At 32.8% G+C, this 16,033-nt stretch carries 11 protein-coding genes; 6 read left to right on the top strand and 5 right to left on the bottom strand.

Translation table 11 applies throughout. From position 1 onward, the window contains the following. Positions 1–287: 287 nt before the first annotated feature. Positions 288–575 carry a hypothetical protein gene (locus AAGD53_RS02550; protein WP_341763156.1) on the top strand — a complete coding sequence of 96 codons (288 nt, stop codon included), beginning with the start codon at positions 288–290 and terminating at the stop codon, positions 573–575. 107 nt (positions 576–682) lie between these two features. Further along, positions 683–2,014, top strand: a complete 1,332-nt coding sequence (locus AAGD53_RS02555; RefSeq protein WP_341763157.1) for an MFS transporter — start codon at positions 683–685, stop codon at positions 2,012–2,014. On the opposite strand, the gene AAGD53_RS02560 is transcribed toward AAGD53_RS02555, so the two are convergent. The 4 genes from AAGD53_RS02560 to AAGD53_RS02575 form a co-directional block, all read right to left on the bottom strand. Further along, complete coding sequence (locus AAGD53_RS02560; RefSeq protein ID WP_341763158.1) at positions 1,941–2,660, bottom strand: HD domain-containing protein; 720 nt, start codon at positions 2,658–2,660, stop codon at positions 1,941–1,943. The two genes, AAGD53_RS02555 and AAGD53_RS02560, sit on opposite strands and share 74 nt — an antisense overlap. A gap of 142 nt (positions 2,661–2,802) precedes the next feature. Next, positions 2,803–4,575, bottom strand: coding sequence for an ABC transporter ATP-binding protein (locus tag AAGD53_RS02565; protein ID WP_341763159.1), 1,773 nt, complete (start codon positions 4,573–4,575; stop codon positions 2,803–2,805). A gap of 166 nt (positions 4,576–4,741) precedes the next feature. After that, positions 4,742–5,995, bottom strand: a complete 1,254-nt coding sequence (locus AAGD53_RS02570; RefSeq protein ID WP_341763160.1) for an MFS transporter — start codon at positions 5,993–5,995, stop codon at positions 4,742–4,744. A 22-nt stretch (positions 5,996–6,017) separates the two neighbouring features. Beyond that, positions 6,018–7,211, bottom strand: coding sequence for an MFS transporter (locus AAGD53_RS02575; protein ID WP_341763161.1), 1,194 nt, complete (start codon positions 7,209–7,211; stop codon positions 6,018–6,020). 189 nt (positions 7,212–7,400) lie between these two features. Here AAGD53_RS02575 and AAGD53_RS02580 point away from each other — a divergent pair, with 189 nt between their 5' ends. Then, positions 7,401–8,849, top strand: coding sequence for a UDP-N-acetylmuramoyl-L-alanyl-D-glutamate--2,6-diaminopimelate ligase (locus AAGD53_RS02580; protein WP_341763392.1), 1,449 nt, complete (start codon positions 7,401–7,403; stop codon positions 8,847–8,849). A gap of 31 nt (positions 8,850–8,880) precedes the next feature. Beyond that, positions 8,881–9,921 (top strand): hypothetical protein, encoded by a 1,041-nt coding sequence (locus AAGD53_RS02585; RefSeq protein WP_341763162.1) that lies wholly within the window; start codon positions 8,881–8,883, stop codon positions 9,919–9,921. 14 nt (positions 9,922–9,935) lie between these two features. Here AAGD53_RS02585 and recF read toward each other — a convergent pair whose 3' ends face one another. Beyond that, positions 9,936–11,018, bottom strand: coding sequence for a DNA replication/repair protein RecF (gene recF, locus AAGD53_RS02590; RefSeq protein ID WP_341761244.1), 1,083 nt, complete (start codon positions 11,016–11,018; stop codon positions 9,936–9,938). Positions 11,019–11,516: 498 nt separating this feature from the next. On the opposite strand from recF, the gene mutS reads away from it, so the two are divergent. Together mutS and recJ are read left to right on the top strand one after the other, a co-directional pair. Next, positions 11,517–14,180, top strand: a complete 2,664-nt coding sequence (gene mutS, locus AAGD53_RS02595; RefSeq protein ID WP_341763163.1) for a DNA mismatch repair protein MutS — start codon at positions 11,517–11,519, stop codon at positions 14,178–14,180. Between the two features lie 15 nt (positions 14,181–14,195). After that, positions 14,196–16,004 (top strand): single-stranded-DNA-specific exonuclease RecJ, encoded by a 1,809-nt coding sequence (recJ, locus tag AAGD53_RS02600; RefSeq protein WP_341763164.1) that lies wholly within the window; start codon positions 14,196–14,198, stop codon positions 16,002–16,004. Positions 16,005–16,033: the final 29 nt, after the last annotated feature.

Here is a 16,033-nt window from a genome sequence, read left to right on the forward strand (position 1 = left end):
AGGCTGAGATCAACGAGATGTTGATTATCAAAATCGTATCGCATACGAGTAGAATATTGGATATTGTTTATATATGAAAAACTAATTAATTTTTTTATTAAAAATTAAGTTGACTATTATTTTAGAATTGATTCTAATTAAAATATTGCAACATAAATCAACCTAATAGCATGGCAAAATATAAAATGGCTGATGATTTTGATGATAGGGATAAAGGTAACGGGAAGGAAGAAGACAAGGTAAGTCTTGATCTGTTTAAGAGTGCAGTTTAGGAATATTTAAGAAGGATGCTACACGAGTCTATACTGATGTTTTTTCAGAGGTGGGGCAATGGGTTAATGCTATTAAGACAATCACTACAATATCCTAACAAGAATGCAGAAATTTCTGTGTCTGCTGCAGTTTGGGCTGATAAACAATTAGAATCGCATTGTCAACAATTTCACTCATATCAGGGGGCATCTTCTTCCCAGCATAATGCTTCGTACGAAACTTGCCCTAGTACATCTGACTCGGAAGACGATACAGCACTAGCTGAAACTGTTAAACTCCATATGTGTTGTGAAATTATGTAGTATCAATTCCATAAATCGTCATCCCCTATGCCAATTGGTATAGGGAGTTTTTAACACAATTATATATAACTCTAGATAACATGTAACTTAAGGGTTTAAACACTAATATGAGCAAATTTGTACAAGCAGATGGCAGGGTTATCTATCCCCAGACCAGCCTAACGAGAGAACAAAAAGAAGCCGTCGGATTACTTTCAATTGGGACGTTCTTAGAATACTTTGACTTAATGCTTTACGTTCATATGGCAGTACTTCTTAATGAGATTTTTTTTGAGACCACTGATTCTCACACAGCCTCTTTAATGGCGGCTTTTGCCTTTTGTTCAACCTACGTTTTTCGACCTATTGGGGCATTAGTATTTGGTTGGTTGGGCGATAATATAGGACGTAAATCTACCGTTATCATCACAACTTTTATGATGGCTGTATCATGTCTTGTCATGGCTAATCTTCCTACCTATACCCAGATAGGGGTTGCAGCGGCTTGGATAGTAACAATCTGCCGCATTGTGCAAGGTATATCTTCTATGGGAGAGATAGTAGGTGCTGAACTTTATATAACGGAAACGATTAACCCACCAGCCCAATATGCAATTGTCGGATCATTAGGAGTTTCTGCTTCCCTAGGAGCATTAGGTGCTTTAGCTATTGCCTCACTTGTTACTTCTTATGGCTTTAACTGGCGTGCAGCATTTTGGATAGGTGCAGTAATTGCATTGATTGGTTTTATTGCAAGAACGAAGCTACGAGAAACGCCTGAATTTGCTGATGCCAAACGTCAACTAAAAGAAGTTTTTGCACAAACTAATACAGATACCAGTACTTTAGTAAAAAATCCTATTTGGACAGAAAAAGTTAATAAAAAAACAATATTAGCTCTTTTTTTCTTACAATGTGCTTTACCTGTAGGTTTTTATTTTATTTATATATATTGTAGTAATATTTTACAAACTAACTTTGGTTATACAATTGCTGAGGTTATTCATCATAATTTTATTCTATGTCTAATACAGCTCTTGGTCGTATCAATATTATCTTATTTAAGTTACAAAATATATCCACTATTAACCATGAAAATTATACTCATAATATGTTCTATTTTTATCATATTTTGTCCATATTTTTTGAATAATCTTCATTCTCCGTTTGAGTTATTTTTAATTCAACTCTTTATCATTTTATTTAACGAATGTTTAGGTCCTGCTATGCCAATTATTTATAAACATTTTCCTGTATTTAAACGTTTCACCTGTGCTAGCATTATATTCGCTATATCACGTGCTTTCGTGTCTGTTATTACTGCTTTTGGCTTCACTTATCTTGTTAACCATTTTGGCTATTGGGGATTATGGGTTATTATGATCCCTACAATTGTGGGGTTCGCATACGGGCTATTACATTTTGAAAAGTTGGAGAAAGTGGCGGGGAATTATCCATAGAATTTTGATGATTATGTTGATCAAACTGCTGTATGGATAAATTTTTATAACATAATGCAGTTAAGTCTTGTGTTATTGTTGGTATTTTTAAATGCATAGCAATGATTATAAAATTTTTTACGGTTTCTTCAATAATCTTCCTAGCTTTTTCAGGTGATTTAACTCCTAGAGTTTGTAAGTTGTGAACTCGGTCAAATAATTTAATCAATGCCACATCATATTTTTCTTGTTGAAGTAATATATCTAATGTTTCTGCCGAGCTAATCTTGCCGTGAGGCTTGTTCCTGCTTAAGTCTTCTACTTGACTAGCAACCTGCTCCCCAAAAATATAAGCAATCATTTTTGCGGTAAGTGTTGTATCCTCAATGGTGTCATGTAGTATGCTGGTAACAATAATGTCAGTACGAAAAAGATAATCAGAGATCATATATGCTACCTCTATTGGGTGAGAGTAATAAGGCTCGCCTGACTGCCTCATTTGGCTGCCATGATATTTCTTGGCGTAATAAATAGCCTTTATAACCTCATCAATATCTATTGACCGGTTTACTTCCTCATTCATCTTACGTAATTTGTCCAGTAATCTAGTAGCATATTGACAAGGTGCATACTTTGAGTTGTCCCAATAATTAATATCTTCTTCCATAAAAACCATAAATATTTTTATATTCAATCTATAGATTAAACTAAAATATAAATTATTACCAAGGATTTTTTATCTATTTTTAAAAAAGATGAATATTTTTGTATTTTGTTGTTGTGTAAATAGACAGCTACTCCCTTTATGTTCACTTATCCCCCTCCTCTAATTCCTTATTATATAATTTATAATATTCCGCTTTATTGTCCATAAGTTGTGAGTGAGTTCCTTGTTCAAATATCATACCAGATTTCATAACAACTATATGATCAACATCCTTAATGCTCGATAAACGATGTGTTATAATTAGGGTGGTTTTATTCTCACGAATATTTACTAAAGAATTTAAAATTAATCGCTCAGAATTTTGATCTAACGAACTTGTTGCCTCATCCCAAACTAAAATTGCTGCTGATTTCAAAAAAGCTCTAGCTATCGCTAAACGCTGACGTTGTCCACCTGAAAGTGTTGAACCTTGATTACCAATGATCGTATCATACCCTGCAGGCAGATTTGAGATAAATTGATGAGCATCAGCATATTTTGCTGCTATAATAATCTGATCACGAGTTGCATTTGGATTACCATAAGCAATATTTTCTGCAACACTAGTGTCAAATAATGTAGTATCTTGAGTTACTAAAGAAATTTGCTGCCTTAAAGAGTCAATCTTTATATCTTTAATATCATAATTATCAATTAAAATTTGTCCGCTAGTTGGGTTATAGAATCTTACTAATAAATTAGATAACGAGGTTTTGCCACTGCCAGAACGTCCAACAAAAGCTGTAGTTTTCCCTGGCATTATTTTTAGATTAATGAGCTTTAAAGCTACTTTATTATTAAATTTTAGCTCGACATTGTTAAAAATTATTTGTGGATTAACTAACTGAACATTTTGAGCATTTACACTATCTTTAATAATAGGCTCAGTATCTAGGATATTAAAAACTCTTCTTGTCGCAGCAATACCTTCTTGTAAGTTTACATTTAAAGAAACCAAACTTTTAAAAGGTCTATAAGCTGCAAGAAATGCAGTAATAAAAGCAAAAAATGCTCCTGGTGTAGTTTCTCCTTTTATGACTAACAACCCACCATACCAAATAAGCCCTCCAACTGTAATACCACTTAATACTTCCATGATTGGTGAAACCAATGCATCCAGTTTTGCAGTTTTCTTTAGAAAACGTAAAATATTACTAGAGAGCAATAAAGCTCGATTGCTTTCAATCTTCTCTCCTAAAAAGGACTTAACAATTTTAATTGACTGAAAAGTTTCATCTAACCTAGAAGTATAATTAGCTAATTCCTCTTGAGCTTGACCTGATATTCTACGAATTTTTTTCCCTAATTTCTGTATTGGATAAATTGCTAGGGGAAATGCTAGAAATACAATACAAGACAACCCAGGTTCTAACTTAAACATCACTATGATAAGACCTATTACTGTTAAAAAATGTTTGGCACATCCTACTAGTAAATTTGACACAGCACCACGCATCATGGAAATATCGTTAGTAAAACGTGATATTAAACGCCCCGATGATTGAGATTGAATAAAGAGAATGTCGGCAAACAATAGATGCTCATACATCTTAATTTGCAGATCGGTTAAAATCCTCTGACCAAGAAATTTAATTAAATAATTTGAATAATATTCAGCTATCCCTTTAATAGTAAATGTTATTACTACCATTAACGGTAAAAATAATAACATTTGACGATTTCCTGTTAAAAATATTTGATCAATAGTTGGTTGCACTAAATTAACGCTATAAGCAGCACACATAGCTGCAACTACCATACAAAATACTGCTATGCTGATCTGTTTGAGATATGGTTTTATATGATCAACTATTAACCTTCTTAAAGTATTATAGGCACTGTAGTCATACTTTATTAGATTATGTTTTTTTTGCAAAATTCTCTCCTTCAGTTTGGTAATTTGTTATATAGCTAACCAAGGTTAGTATTTGTCCATAGCAAATTGGCGTCATTGCGAGACCACATAGTGGTCGTGGCAATCCATTTGGATTGCTTTGTCGTGCTTACGCACTCCTCGCAATGACGGAGTAATACTATTCGGGTTAGCTATAATTTGTTATAACGTTTGTACTATACAGATAAATTACTGTACTGAACAATATTAATAACAATATCAGGAAAAATCCTAGCACTAAGAATATTGAATTAAAATATTGCCACAATAACATACAAAAAAATGGTGTTGTTGACGAAAATATCATGCCACCAAGTGAATGCGATATGCTACACATTCTAGCTCTAATATTAGTAATGAATAGAGATTGGACAATAACTTGTAATGGTACTACATAAAATGGAGCAAGGGCTATAAGAATGATGGGGAAGTAAATCACAAAGATTTCTTTATATAATAGAAACTGTACAATAATTATAACTAACAAACTTAATGATAACGATGTAATAATTTGTTTTTTAGGATAAATCCTATCGGCTAAAAAACCAGAAAACACTGACATAATAGCGTAAATGGTTATTAAGACTATATTGATAATTTGAGCTTGATTGCTATTCATAAGCAACGCACTTTTTGCTGCAAAGACTCCCCAAAAAATAATTAAAAAATGGTAAATACCTCCTATGCAACCACTTATTAATATTGCTATGATAAATCTGCCAAATGAACTTTTTATAATCTTTCCTAAATCAAAAAAGTTGTAATATATAGATTTATGATCCTTTTTAGACTTTAAAAACTCTTCACTTTCACGAAAATAGTGCCTTAGACTTATGATAAATAAACCAAAAATTCCACCAATAATAAAATTGACCCGCCATAAATGAGACATTTGTTCAAACTTTGTCGAAAAATGATAAATTGTTGCAGCAAGCAATGCTCCAACCTGAGTACAAAATGACACGATACCATAAGTATAATTTTTGTGCCTCATACCCACCTTTTCGACAACATAAATTTTTATTGCATCGCTCTCCCCTGCCAAACTCATTAAAAATGTCATACGACAAAATATTAAAATTATTGTAGCATACATACCAATTTTATCAAAATTAGGGGTTAATCCTATAAGAATTGTAGAGATAGTAGCCAAAAATACTGAGATTTTAACTGATACAACTCTACCATATTTGTCACTGATAAAACCAAAAATGATCGAGCCTATGGGACGAGCTATTACAGCTATGCTGAATATAGCAAAAAATAATAATATCTGCCTATCATTTGATCCTAGAGGTAAAAAATTCTTGGATAGAGCTGCTGCCGAGAGACCAAAAAGAGCATAATCATAATAACGCACGATTGTCGTAAAAAAAGCAATTAGGAATGCCGGTCTTGTCATACATCTAGATCTATTATGTTTTTCATGGTATACTCTTCACCGCCCATATGGTAACTAAAGTAATCATTGCAATATAAACTCCTATGGCTATAGAAGAGCCAGTAAAATGCCAAATAGCTATGCACACTGCAGGGGTAGATCGTCCAAATATTGAAGTACCTAAAGCATCACCAATACTAACTAGCATATATTTATCTGAACTACGGAATAAGCTATTAAGCCAATAATTTAGTGGACATGCAAAAGTTACCCCTAAGGTAATAATCCATAAACGAACAAAATTAATATACCATACAGAAGCATCAGTAATATATAACCATAATGGTACTATGCTAATAAATAGAATGCTAGTGCTTACGATCATTACATCCACAGGGCGATATTTTTTAATAAAATGCCCTACTAATGGAATCATTGCTACATCTATGATTAATAAAATAGTATTAACACTCATCATCGCCTCCAAAGATATAGAAGTGATAAGAGGGACAAAACTATTCATCACGACAAAAGGTATGACATATGTCATATAGGAAAAACCACTAACTATAGATACACGTAGAATATTACACTTATTATTCAATATCACATTTGATGTAGAGGATTTCTGTTCTATTGCTCTTTGAGACGTATTAGAATAACGTCTAAGATAAATCCCGACAATCCCTGTACTCCCTCCTAATATAAAACATAAACGCCAATATTCATGGTGATTAGAACTAATTAGAATGTTACTTACAAAAGAGGCAATAATAATGCCAAACATTGTTGATAACTCGTATAGATAAGATGCTTTCACTCCTTGAATCTGCGTCTTATTTTCTACAATATATAATTTGGCAATACAGTGTTCTCCTTCGCCAAAAATTGCTAACATCATTCGAATAATGAGCAACATCAATGGTGAAAACCAGCCAATCATTTGATAAGTTGGTATAAATCCTATTGACATAGTAGTAATAGCAACACCTATTAATGAATAGGATAGAGCCAAAGTTGGGCCTCGTTTTTTGACAATTATACTGAAAATTATCGAGCCAACTGGTCTAGTAACGATTGAAGTTGTTAGCACACTATAGGTTAAGATTAAAGCAACTATAGGATCATCTTTGGGAAAAAAGATCATTGATAAAACTGGAGCAAGAAAACTATAAATAGCCGTATCAAAATGATCTAGAGCATTACCTATTAGAATTGATATATCTTTTTTTTGCATAAGAAACCCTAAATTTCTTGTTAACAAACTATCTACTAGCTTTACATGGGCTACTACTTTATACTACTATGATTTCAAGAGTTGGTAGACGTAGTATACTCAAATCATTTGAGTATATACGTGCTAAACATACACATAAAAACTAATTAGGCTATATTTAAATTGCAAAAATTATTTGACTATTTAAAAATTACCTCTCATATTGAACCTAAAATTTTATGTTGCGACTCTAGACTAGTTAAATCAACTAGTCTATTCTTCGCCATTAAAGGAGCAAGTTCGGATGGTAATAAGTTTATTGATGATGTAATAAACAAAGGAGTGAAATTCATTGTTACCGATGATGCTGCAAGTTTGAAAAACCCTAACATTATCGCTAATGGTGTACATATAACGCTTGTGAGTGATGCACGGGTGGCACTGAGCCAAGCTGCTAATATTCTCTACCCTTTATTACCACAATATATGGTAGCTGCTACTGGTACTAACGGTAAAACCTCGGTAGTATCCTATTGCAGACAGCTATACACATTGCTAGGAGTACCCAGCTGTTCTATTGGTACTATCGGTATAGAATGTCCTGAGAATTTGGATTTAACAACCATCCAAGAGATTTTAGATAAGTTTCCTGCCCTCACTACCCTTGATCCTGTAACTTTCAGACATATTTTACATAATCTAGCTGAGAATAATATAAGATATGTAGCTTTTGAGGCTTCCAGCCATGGTCTAGATCAAGAAAGATTACATGGTCTAAAAGTAGATGCTGCCTGCTTTACTAGTTTTAGTCAAGATCATCTTGACTATCATAAGAATATGGATAATTATCTTTTAGCTAAGCTAAAACTATTTACAGATAATTTATCGCAGGCAGGAGTTGCTGTATTAAACTCGGAAATAGAACAATTAGATTATATCAAAAGTTATTTACAGGATCGTAATATAAAATTTTTAACCGTTGGTATGAATGGTGATCTGAAAATTATCGACAGCACAATTTGTACTTATAACGGGCAGAAATATAATTTTACTACCGATATAGTTGGTAGTTTTCAAGCAACCAATTTACTAATTGCCGTTATGATGGTGCATTTGACTGGCTTTCCTTTTGAACAAGTCATATCGAAATTACCACAAATTAAAGCAGTTAAAGGACGTTTAGAGAGAGTAGCTAATAGCAATATTTTTATTGACTACGCTCACACTCCAGATGCCTTAGAAAAAAGCTTGCTAGAACTAAAAAAAATAAAATCAGAAATATACTCAAATAGGGGATCATTAAAAGTAATTTTTGGCTGTGGGGGGAATAGAGATAGTGGTAAAAGAGCATTAATGGGGCAAGTTGCTGCAAAAATTGCAGATATAGTTATTATCACTGACGATAATCCGAGGAATGAAGAGCCAAAATTCATACGGCAGCAAATTATACAAGGTATTATATCTATCACTAATAGATATATAGAAATAAATAATAGAAAAATTGCAATTACTGAAACAATAAATAATTTACAAGAAGATGATATTTTGCTGATTGCCGGCAAAGGTCACGAGAATTATCAAATAATCGGTAATAAAAAACTACCATTTAGCGACTTCGATATAGCCAAAGAAGCTCTACAAAGTAGAAAAAGATTTTGAATTAAAAAATATCAACTAATAATAAAATTATATGCAAGTTTCTAGAATATTCTTAGTCTCCTTCTATATAATTCTACCATCCTTATTAACTATACATTTTGCATATGCCAGCCCATTTAACCATCCAGAAACATGGAAAAAAGTTGAGATCTCAAAATTACTTAAAACATCTACAATACACCATATAGAACCTATGAGAAAGTTTCTTGCGGAAAAAGGTAAAAAAGCCGAATTCAATGGAGAAGTTTTTTTAGTTACTTTAGATGATCAGGAAAAAGCTGTCTTTAAAAAATTACCTGCAGATGATTTAGGAGATGCACAAGCTGAAGTAGCAGCGTATCAAGCCTCTCTAATTCTAGGTTTCCCTCATATTCCTCCAACAGTAATGCGTAAAATTAATGGAATGACAGGATCATTGCAACTCTACATTGATACTAAAATTGATCCTTTAGTACCTGAAGAGTATGAAAAAGCTCTTCAAGAGGTTTCCATAAAAGATCAAATGAACCTACGAACTTTTTACTTTATTTTTGGGCAGTGGGACTCTGGATCACATAATTTATTAATATTTAAAGATATTAATAAAACATATTTTATTGCAATAGATAATTCAGGCATTCGTAATCGCCAATATGTTAAGCTTGGTGAACTTCCTTTTGTTAGAGTACTGTATAGTGATAAATTAAATACCAATGATTGGGATAAACCATTTCCTTTTGATAAAGCAGAGGTTATTGATCTCCCTAATGAAGAAAAGCTAAAACAAAGATTTAAAAAACAAATACCTCCTACCTTTTACAAAAATTTTCAGTCTTATAACCACCCTTTTCGGTTTGTTATTTATCAAAATAGCCTATGGATTCAGTATCATGCATTTGATAAGAGTTTTATAATATCTTATCCAACACAATGTTATGACGACACTATAAAAGCTATAAAAAAATTAGACTTACCTCTTCTTAGAAAGATTTTTATAGCAGCAAAAGGTTCTGATTTTTTAAATAATTCTTACCTTAATTCTGTATTAGAACGCCGTGATCAAGTTTTAAGGTATTGCCTTAAAATTAAATAAGAGAAAATTTCATCCTATAATTTTATTAATTCTGCTTTTTTTGTTAAAGATTCTATGCCATTTAAGTCAGTTGCAGTCACCCATAGCTGTAATCCTAATTCTAGGAAGAAATCAATTAAGTACTGCCTCCTTTTGTTATCAAGATGTACAAAAACCTCATCTAACAGTAAAATAGGCATAGCAATGTTTTCTTTAATAGAATAATTAACTTGGGCAAGTATTATGGCAATGAGCATAGCCTTCTGTTCACCGGTGGAACAGTGTTTAACTAAGGCGTTTCTTTCTTTATGAATAACTACAAAATCACTTTTATGCACTCCAAAATTAGTTCTATTAGATATCTTATCATGAACACGAGACACCACTAACTCATTTTTTATAAAATCAATATCTATTTCAGAATTTCTTAATATTATATCTTCTATAACCCCATTAATTGATAAAATAGCTTTAGGAAAATCATTATCCAAATCTGAGATAGCTTTTTGCATATGTTCTAAAATTTTTAGCCTATTAATAGCGATCTCAATTGATAATTCCGCCATTTTTTCTTCAACCACTCTTAGCCAATTTGTATCCACTTGGTCTTGTGCTAGTATTTTGCTACGTTCATACATGTAATATTCGTATTTACTAACTATTCCTGCATGCGATGGATTAAAGTTATAAACAATCCTGTCAAAGAATTTACGCCTATCGCTAATACTGGAAGAAAAAATACCTTCCATTTGAGGTGTAAGCCAAATCATAGCAGTGAACTTACTTAGTTCATTATTTTGTATTTTAACACCATTAAATTCCGTAAAACGTCTATTAGATTCACGCTTTAAATTCGTTGAAATTTCAACTAAGCCAAGTTTACTGTGTAATAATGTATAAGCTAAGCAATGATCTGCTCCCCTTTGACAAATATCATCTAATTTGGCTGATCTCAAGCCTTTACCAGGTGAAAATAGTGATATTGATTCTAAAATGTTAGTTTTTCCACTACCATTCCCCCCTATTAGTATAACAGGATTATTACCAGCACTAATATCTAAATTCTGAAAATTACGATAATTTAGTAATTTTAATTTTTGTAGGTAAATATTATGCATAACTTATTTGAAATAGTGAGAGAAAAACCGAATCAACCCAATTATAGCTAAATTGAAAAAATTTTAGCCAAAACCGTCTATTAGCGAGGAGACCATAGCATAACTGTCGAAAGTTAGTAAATACAGCTTCCCTACACGTCTATTAGCGAGGAGGCTGTAAAGCCGACGAAGCAATCCATATGACAAGCTTCATGGATTGCCACGCTCACATACGTTCGCTCGCTAATAGACGGCTTAAACCTTACAACAGTACTTCGCTAATAGACGATTTTTTAACTTTCAACAGTTGTGATCTTTATGGTATACTCAAATGATCTGAAGAATTGGATTTGAAAATGAATGGTGAGCATGCTAGGTGTACATATAGTACATGAGCCTGCGAATCCATGATATTTTCAAACAACAATTCGTAGGAGCAGAAGAGTATACAATGACCTTAATTCTTGAAGTTCTACCTGAGTATATACTCAAATCTAATTCAAACAACTAAATATATCCATGACTTTAGAAGAATTTCGCCATAAATATAATTACGATCAATCAACAAAGATGATGCAACAATATTTAGACATCAAATTTGCCAATCTTGATTGTCTTCTATTATTTAGGATGGGCGATTTTTATGAAATGTTTTTTGATGATGCAATTCTTGCCAGCCAAGTTTTAGGTATTGCTCTTACCAAAAGAGGGTCTAATGGAGACTCTGAGATTGCTATGTGCGGCGTACCCCATCATGCTCTTGAGACATATTTAAATAAATTAATTGAAGAAAATTACAAAGTTGCTATTTGTGATCAACTAGAAACACCGGAAGAGGCAAAGAAACGTGGTGGCTATAAAGCTGTAGTAAATAGGGATGTAACGCGTATTATCACCCCAGGTACTATTATCGAGGAATCTTTAATTTCGTCATGCGAACCTAATTATCTGGCAAGCTTAGTTTTGCTAAAAAACAGGGCGTCAATTTGTTATGTTGATCTTTCCACTTCAGAAATTTCAGTTATAGAGATTCCGCAGGATGAGATTCTAAATGAACTATCACGTCTTAAGCCTAAAGAGATTTTACTTAGCGAAAATTTGCAGGGAGAACAATTAGCTAGTAGTATTCAGCACCAATTACATTTTCGTGTCTCGTATCAAGTTGATAGTTTTTTTGCTCCTAAAAAATGCCATAAAATTATTTTAGATTTTTACAAAATCAATGATCTAAAAGCCATAGGGGAAATATCTGAATGTCAGACAAGTAGTATTGGTAGTATCTTAGAATATTTATCGCTAACGCAAAAGCAAAATATACCCTCGCTACCTTTGCCCTTGTTGGTCAATTACCATAATTTTATGATTATTGATTCGGCGACTCGGCGGAATTTGGAAATTACTAATAATTTATTAGGAAAAACCAAGGGTAGTTTACTGGCCACTATTGATCATACAGTTACTAAGGCTGGTAGTCGTTTACTATATCACTTTTTATCTACACCACTAATAGATATTGATGAAATAAATTATCGACAAAATATCACAGAATTTTTTTATTCAAATATTGAACTAGTAGGGAATATTAAAAAGTTACTCAAGAAAACTGGGGATTTAGAACGTTGCTTGGCTAGAATTACCATGAATCGTGGCTGCGGGCGAGATCTGCTAAATATTAAATATACGTTAAATGCTGCACTGGAAATAAAAGGAGAGTTTATTGCCCATTATGGGCTAAATTTGCTAGATTATATAGAGAAGTTAATTAAACCTCTATCTGGAGATGAACAGTTATATTCATTAATAGATCAAGCAATTAGAGAGGATGCACCTAATACTATCAATGAAGGTGGGATAATAAATCATCATTATCATCCTAAAATACAAGAATTATATGACTTAATTAACAATGGCAAAGCACATGTAGAAAAATTAAAAAATGTATATCGCCTTGATACTGGCATCGACACCCTAAAAATATCTCATAATAATGTACTTGGCTTATTTATTGAAGTTACCCTAAGACATAGTGATAAAATGTACGCTTCAAAATTTATTCACCGACAAACAACCTCTAATGCTAGTCGCTATACTACTATTGAATTACAAAAGTTAGAAAGCGATATGGTTAATAGCAGAAGTTTAGCGGTTAGTCTTGAACTAGAATTATATAATAAAATATGCCAGCAAGTTATTGATAAAGCTATATTCTTACGATTACTTAGCTGTTCCTTGAGTCAGCTTGATGTATTTTGTAATTTTGCTTATATTGCTGATGAATATAATTACGTCAAGCCTAGCTTAAGCAATGATTTGAGTTTTGAGATTATTGAAGGGCGACATCCAGTTGTTGAGCAAAGTTTATCAAATGATAAAAAAAGCTTTATTCACAATAACTGTACTTTATCGGAAGCTCATAGAATTTGGTTAATTACTGGACCTAATATGTCAGGTAAAAGTACTTTCTTACGGCAAAACGCCCTAATAGCCATATTAGCTCAAATTGGTAGTTTTGTGCCGGCTAAAAGTGCCAAAATAGGTATTGTAGACAAGATATTTAGTAGGATAGGGGCAGGGGACGATTTACAAGCAGGACAATCGACTTTTATGGTGGAAATGCTTGAAACATCAGCTATTTTAGCACAATCTACTAAAAATTCTTTAGTCATATTAGATGAGGTTGGTCGCGGAACTTCTACCTATGATGGTGTATCAATTGCTTTTGCGGTGCTGGAATATATTCATGATAATCTCAAATGTCGATGTTTATTTGCATCGCATTATCACGAATTAACCAGCATGAGTAATTTTTTGCCAGCCTTGCAAAATTATACGGTGGCTATTGAGGAATTAGGGAAAGAAATATTATTTTTGCATAATATTATAGCAGGTATAGCTGATAAATCTTATGGAATTCATGTAGCCTACTTAGCGGGCCTACCAAAATCTGTTATAATTAGGGCGAATGACATTTTAACAAAATTAGAAAAAACCGCAACGTACAAAAGCAAAAATATATTAAACACTGAATCAAACAACTTAAGTTTATTTAGTCTGCCAGTAGAAAGTAAAAAAGAAATAAAATTTAATAAGTTAGAAGAAGAACTTATTAAAATCGATCCTGATCAGCTCTCCCCTAAACAAGCCTTAGAGTTGATTTATAAGTTAAAGGAACTAATTTTTTAAATAGGGTTGCCTTACATGATAATACCACTAGAACCCAAACGTTCAGTAAATGGAAAAATTTGGCAACAGCGATCAGTAAACGAGGATGATGTTTCAGAACTTTGTCGTTCTGTAGGAATCAGTGATTTTCTAGCACGGGTTCTATTTCCTCGCTTAGAGAACTTGTCACAAGCTATAGATTTTTTATCACCTAAGCTCAAGAATTTACTGCCAGATCCTTTTCATTTACTTGATATGCAAAAAGCAGTAGATAGGACTATAGAAGCTATTATAAATAAACAGAAAATCTGTATATTTGCTGATTATGACGTTGACGGGGCTACATCTTCATCACTACTTAAGAATCTATTTAGAGATTTGGGGCAAGAAGCTGATATTTATGTTCCAGACCGAATTGCTGAAGGATATGGACCAACTCCAGCTGCTATGCAGAAAATTAAGGATAATGCTACTGAGCTACTGATTACTGTTGATTGTGGAGCAATGGCACATGAGGCTCTAAAATATGCATCACAAGTAAAGCTTGATGTAATAGTTATCGATCATCACATTAGTAGTGATATATTGCCTGACGCTGTTGCTGTTGTTAACCCGAATCGTATCGATGAGACCAGTAGATATAAGTACCTAGCGGCTGTAGGAGTATCATTTTTATTTGCTACCGCCTTATTATCCGATTTAAAAAAACAAAATTTCTTTGCCGATATAGCTTCGTGTTCGATACAAAATAGTGTATATTCAAAACGCCATACTCTACCAAATTTAATGCAATATTTAGACTTAGTCGCACTTGGAACAGTATGCGATGTAATGAAACTTATTCACTTAAATCGTGCTTTTGTTGCTCAAGGATTAAAAATCCTTGGTCAAAGAAAAAATTTAGGTATGAAGACTTTATGTGATGTTGCTGGTTTAAATGAAAAACCAAACTGTTATCATTTGGGATTTGTGTTGGGTCCTAGGATCAATGCCGGTGGAAGAGTTGGTAAATCATCCTTGGGGGCTAGTCTTTTATCTACCGAGTGTGCAATAGAAGCAAATCTACTTGCACAAGAGTTGGAGAAACATAATAATGAGCGAAAAGTAATAGAACTGATAATGATAGAGGAAGCTACTAAAATAGCTTTAACTCAAGAAAATGATAGTTCATTATTTATAGTTGGTAAAGGGTGGCATCCAGGTGTTATCGGCATTGTCGCTGGCAGATTAAAGGAAAAATTTAATAAACCAGTTGCAGTTATAGCTTTAAATGATGCAATCGGTAAGGCTTCTTGCCGTTCTGTCAAAAATGTTGATTTTGGTAGTAAAATTATCAATGCCAAGGCTAAAGATTTAATCATAGCTGGCGGGGGACATGCAATGGCAGCTGGATTTACAGTATTGGAAGAGAAATTACAAGAGTTACAAGAATTCTTAAATCACGCCTTTAAGATTGATATTAGTAATCAAAATGACATTGCCTATGAAGAATATGATGCGGAACTTACTACAAGTAGTGTAAATTTGCCGCTAATGGATGAGCTGAGTAAACTCGAACCATTTGGTCAAGGAAATTATGAGCCAATATTTAAATTCTCTAATCTTTTTGTGTTAAAAGCTGACATAGTTGGTGGTAAACATATAAGATGTTTGCTTGCTCCTTCTAAGGAAGCTTTTGGTTCTAAACCGCTTCATGCTATTGCATTTAATAGTGTATCTAGTCCTATAGAAAATATTTTACTTAATATTAAGTCACATAATATTTCTGTAATTGGTTCATTAAAAGTGAATAGTTGGCAAGAACGTCATACTATACAATTACAAATAAAGGACTTGATAATATGATATTTGTTAGCTATTTTGCTATGATTATA

The sequence above is a fragment of the Candidatus Tisiphia endosymbiont of Melanophora roralis genome (assembly GCF_964026575.1).
In the GTDB taxonomy this organism is placed as follows: Bacteria; Pseudomonadota; Alphaproteobacteria; order Rickettsiales; family Rickettsiaceae; genus Tisiphia.

Coding starts and splice junctions, on each gene's coding strand:
- AAGD53_RS02550 (WP_341763156.1), top strand. CDS start 288: ATGCTACACGAGTCTATACTGATGTTTTTTCAGAGGTGGGGCAATGGG.
- AAGD53_RS02555 (WP_341763157.1), top strand. CDS start 683: ATGAGCAAATTTGTACAAGCAGATGGCAGGGTTATCTATCCCCAGACC.
- AAGD53_RS02560 (WP_341763158.1), bottom strand. CDS start 2,660: ATGGAAGAAGATATTAATTATTGGGACAACTCAAAGTATGCACCTTGT.
- AAGD53_RS02570 (WP_341763160.1), bottom strand. CDS start 5,995: ATGACAAGACCGGCATTCCTAATTGCTTTTTTTACGACAATCGTGCGT.
- AAGD53_RS02575 (WP_341763161.1), bottom strand. CDS start 7,211: ATGCAAAAAAAAGATATATCAATTCTAATAGGTAATGCTCTAGATCAT.
- AAGD53_RS02585 (WP_341763162.1), top strand. CDS start 8,881: ATGCAAGTTTCTAGAATATTCTTAGTCTCCTTCTATATAATTCTACCA.
- recF (WP_341761244.1), bottom strand. CDS start 11,018: ATGCATAATATTTACCTACAAAAATTAAAATTACTAAATTATCGTAAT.
- mutS (WP_341763163.1), top strand. CDS start 11,517: ATGACTTTAGAAGAATTTCGCCATAAATATAATTACGATCAATCAACA.
- recJ (WP_341763164.1), top strand. CDS start 14,196: ATGATAATACCACTAGAACCCAAACGTTCAGTAAATGGAAAAATTTGG.